Here is a 4184-nt window from a genome sequence, read left to right on the forward strand (position 1 = left end):
ACGCGGTGCGCGCGGGTGACCTCGACACGGCGCGCGCCCGCTACGACGACCTGAAAGGCTTGCTGGAGTTCATCGTCGCCGGGGGACTGGCCACCACGGTCAAGGCGGGACTGGAACTGCTCGGCTTCCCGGTCGGTGATCCGCGCCCGCCGTTGCTGCCGCTCGACGAGCGGGGCCGTGCGGCGCTGCGGGAGTTGCTGCCGGGCACCTGAACGACCCGGGTACGGTGGATTCGTGAGTGGCGGTACGCAGAAACTCTACGTGTTCCCGCACGCCGGCGGATCGGCGCAGTACTACGTCCCGTTCGCCAAGACGTTCTCGAACGTCAAATGCGTTGCGGTGCAATATCCCGGACGGCGCGGCACGCAGGATCTCGCGTCCTTCACCGGGATCGGTGACCTGGCCGACCAGGTCTGCCGGATGCTGCCGCCGGCCGAGCGGTCCGAGGACAAGGTCGCGTTCTTCGGCCACAGCATGGGGGCGTTGGTCGCGTTCGAGGTGGCGTGCCGGTTCGAGGCGGCGGGCAATCCCATCGCCGCGCTGTTCGTCTCGGCGTGTGCGGCGCCCGGCCGCATCGGCTACGACTATATTCCCGACTCCGATCGCGGGCTGCTCGATGCGGTCAGCGAAATGACCGGTGTGAACCCGGAATTTCTGGCCGACGAGCAATTCGCGGCGAAAATTCTGCCGACGTTGCGCGGCTTCAAGGCCATCACCAAGTACGAGTGCGCGCCCGACGCGAGTGTGTCGTGTCCGATTTTCGCGTTCCTGGGTGATACCGACGAAGTCGCCACCCCGGAGAAAGTCGCTCCGTGGGCCGAGCGCACCTCGTCGGCGTTCAGTGCGCGGGTGTTTCCCGGCCATCACTTCTATCTCGACGACCACCTGCCGCAGCTGGTGGGCGACATCGAGGAAAAGATGTCCTTGTGCCGGGGCTGAGGCCCATCACCCCCGGATGAACGTTGAATTAATCCCCGCGCCAAGAATATAGGAATCTGCTGTGCCTTGCCTGAGGCTTTGCGATGTGTGCAACTCCACAGTGAGCGCTGTGGCGGCCAGAGCGCGCCCGCGGGCGGGCGGAGGCGGCCCGGGCGTGGAATCGCAGGCGCGGCGACCGGGCAAATCGCGGCAGCAAACCAACGTGGGTGGCAAGCGCCGCGGTGGGCGCGGGTGTGCCGGCCACCGGTTGGTGTCGCCGTAAACTGGGCGCCGCGCCGCAGGGCCGGTTCCGGCACTCCGGGGGCGGTGTCGCGGCCAAAAGCGGTACGTACGTACCAACGGCGCCGCGTGGTGCGCGCACGGCCGCACGGTGACCCCGGCTATCGCGGTTGCGGCGCCGGGCAAACATAGAAAAAGGTCTGTGCTCGTGCATTCGTGACGCTGAAAGTCTTTCGGCGCAACGCGATTACATACCGGCCGAACGGGGTACCGCTCCGGAACCGAGGGGTTTCGTCCGAATGGGCCACGTATGCTCGATTTTGGGTCGGGGAAAAAGCAAATCTGTACAGCTGTGTTACTGGGGGTTGTTAGTGGGGGATTGGTCCATACCTGCCGTCTTGCGCGAGAATGCCTCGCGTGAGCCTGATGCGGCCGCGTTCACGTTCATCGACTACGAACTCGATCCGCGGGGCTACTCGGAGACGCTGACGAGGTCCGAGGTGCAGCGGCGCGTGCAGGCGCTGGCCGGGGAGTTGGCCTCCTGTGGATCGCCGGGGGACCGGGTCGCGATATGCGCTCCCCAGGGTCTCGACTACATCATCGGGTTTCTCGGCGCCATGGCGGCCGGCTACATCGCGGTGCCGCTGCCCGTGCCGCAGTTCGGTACGCACGACGAGCGGGTTGCCGCGGCGGTCAACGACAGCGCCCCGGTGGCGATCCTGACGACGTCGGACTCCGTCGACGACGTCGTTTCCTGTGCGCGCGACGTCGCCGGCCGCGCGCCGGCCGTGATCGAACTTGACGCCCTGGACCTCGACATCGGCGCCGGCGCCGCCAGCCGGGAGAGCGCGACGCCGAAGACGAAAGTGGCACTGCTGCAATACACCTCGGGCTCCACCCGGGCACCGGCGGCGGTCGTGGTGACACACCGCAACGTCATCGCCAACCTCGACCAGGTGATCGACGACTACTTCGAGGACAACGGGAAGGTGCCACCGCCGGACATCACGATGGTGTCGTGGCTCCCCTTCTACCACGACATGGGTCTGCTGCTCGGCGTGGTGGCCCCCGTGCTGCGGGGGTTCCCCGCGGTGCTGACCAGTCCGACGGCGTTCCTGCAGAAGCCGTCGCGGTGGATCCAGATGCTGGCTGCCCACCACTCTTTTTCCGCCGCACCGAACTTCGCGTTCGAGCTGGCCGCGCGGCGGACCAAGGACGAGGACATGGCCGGCCTCGACCTCGGAAACGTGCACACGATCCTGAGCGGTGCCGAGCGGATTCACGCCGCGACGATCCGGCGCTTCACGCAACGCTTCGCGTCGTTCAACCTGCCCGGCACCGCGTTGAAGCCGTCCTACGGGCTGGCCGAGGCGATGGTGTACGTCGCGTCGTCGACCCCGGGGCGTGCCCCGGTAACGGCCCGCTTCGACTACGAGAAGCTGTCGAGCGGCTACGCCGAGCGTCTCGACGAGAGCGGCGGGGGCTCCGAGCTCGTCGGCCACGGCCGCTCGCGTGCCTGCACCGCGCGGATCGTCGACCCCGGGACGTGCCAGGAGAACCCGGCCGGCAAGGTCGGCGAGATCTGGGTGCACGGGGAGAACGTCGCCGGCGGTTACTGGCGCAACCCGGAGCTGACGGCAAGGACTTTCGGGGGACGGATCGCCGGCCCGTCGCCGGGCACACCGGAGGGTCCCTGGCTGCGCACCGGTGACCTGGGGGTCATCTCCGACGACGAGTTGTTCATCGTCGGCCGCATCAAGGATTTGCTGATCGTGGACGGGCGCAACCACTACCCCGACGACATCGAGGCCACCATCCAGGAGATCACGGCCGGGCGCGCCGCGGCGATCTCGGTGCCCAACGGCCAGCGCGAGCAACTGGTCACGATCATCGAGTTCAAGAAGAGGGGCAATGAGGGCGGCGGTGCGGTGGACGTCCGCACCGTCAAACAACGGGTCAAGACGGCCGTCTCGGAGTCGCACAGCCTGCGAGTCGCCGACGTGGTCGTGGTGCCGCCCGGCTCCATCCCGATCACCACCAGCGGCAAGATCCGCCGCTCCGCCTGCGCCGAGCAATACCTGCAGGACAAGTTCGCCGAAATGCAAATTCCGGCCTGACGTCGTCGTTCGACGGCACCGAATCGCAGGAAATCCGCAATATCGCAGCTAAGGGGGCGTGGGCATGACGACGACAACCGACCGGGGGGCATCCGCCGAATCAATCCAGCACCACTATGACGTCAGCGACGCGTTCTACTCGCTGTGGCTGGACGAGTCCATGACGTACTCGTGCGGCTTGTGGCAGACCAACGACGACTCCCTGTCGGCGGCGCAGACCCGCAAGATCGACTACCTGGCGTCGCTGGCCGGTGCCCGTGGGCGCAAACGCGTGCTGGACATCGGGTGTGGCTGGGGCTCGGCCATGCAACGCCTGGTCGCCGCGCACGAGGTGGAACACGTCACGGGCCTGACCCTGAGCGAGGCGCAGGCCCGCCACATCGAGGAACTCGACGACTCGCGCCTGCAGGTGCGGGTGCAGGACTGGGCCGACTTCGTTCCCGATGAGCCCTACGACGCGCTGATCAGCGTCGGCGCCATGGAACACTTCGTCAAGTTCGGGTGGGAGCGGTCGCGCAAGGTCGCCGCCTACCGGGCGTTCTTCGAGAAATGCCACGAGGCGCTCAAGCCCGGGGCGGGCATGGCGTTGCAGACCATCGGCAAGGGCAGCGTCGCGCTCGACGAGCAGGGGCTGAAAGACACCCTGTTCATCGTGCAGCACATCTTCCCGGAGTCGGACCTGCCCAGGCTCGCCGAAATCGTGCACGCCTCCGAGAAGCTCTTCGAGGTCAGGTCGGTGGTCAACCATCGCGAACACTACGCGCGCACGTGCGCGGCCTGGCTCGACAGACTCCAGGCGAACATGGACGAGGCGGTCGGAGCCTGTCACGATTTCTGTGTAAGTCAGAGGTGATTTGACTACGAGTTGTATTCTAGCACAATGGGATTCGCCCAGGGAATAGTCTGGCG

4 protein-coding genes are annotated in these 4184 nt (G+C 66.8%); all 4 read left to right on the top strand.

The features are described 5' to 3' along the window. On the top strand, positions 1–212 hold a 212-nt coding region (locus AC2VOR_RS19420), incomplete at its 5' end, for a dihydrodipicolinate synthase family protein (RefSeq protein ID WP_486964336.1). Between the two features lie 22 nt (positions 213–234). Continuing rightward, positions 235–939: a thioesterase II family protein gene (locus tag AC2VOR_RS19425; protein WP_369739245.1), complete on the top strand. Its 705-nt coding sequence runs from the start codon at positions 235–237 to the stop codon at positions 937–939. Positions 940–1523: 584 nt separating this feature from the next. Further along, positions 1524–3275, top strand: a complete 1752-nt coding sequence (locus AC2VOR_RS19430) for an AMP-binding protein (protein WP_369739244.1) — start codon at positions 1524–1526, stop codon at positions 3273–3275. A gap of 64 nt (positions 3276–3339) precedes the next feature. Further along, the gene (locus tag AC2VOR_RS19435) at positions 3340–4128 is read left to right on the top strand and encodes a class I SAM-dependent methyltransferase (RefSeq protein WP_486964337.1); all 789 of its coding nucleotides are present in this window, start codon (positions 3340–3342) and stop codon (positions 4126–4128) included. Positions 4129–4184: the final 56 nt, after the last annotated feature.

Source organism: Mycobacterium sp. TH-M103 (assembly GCF_057473785.1).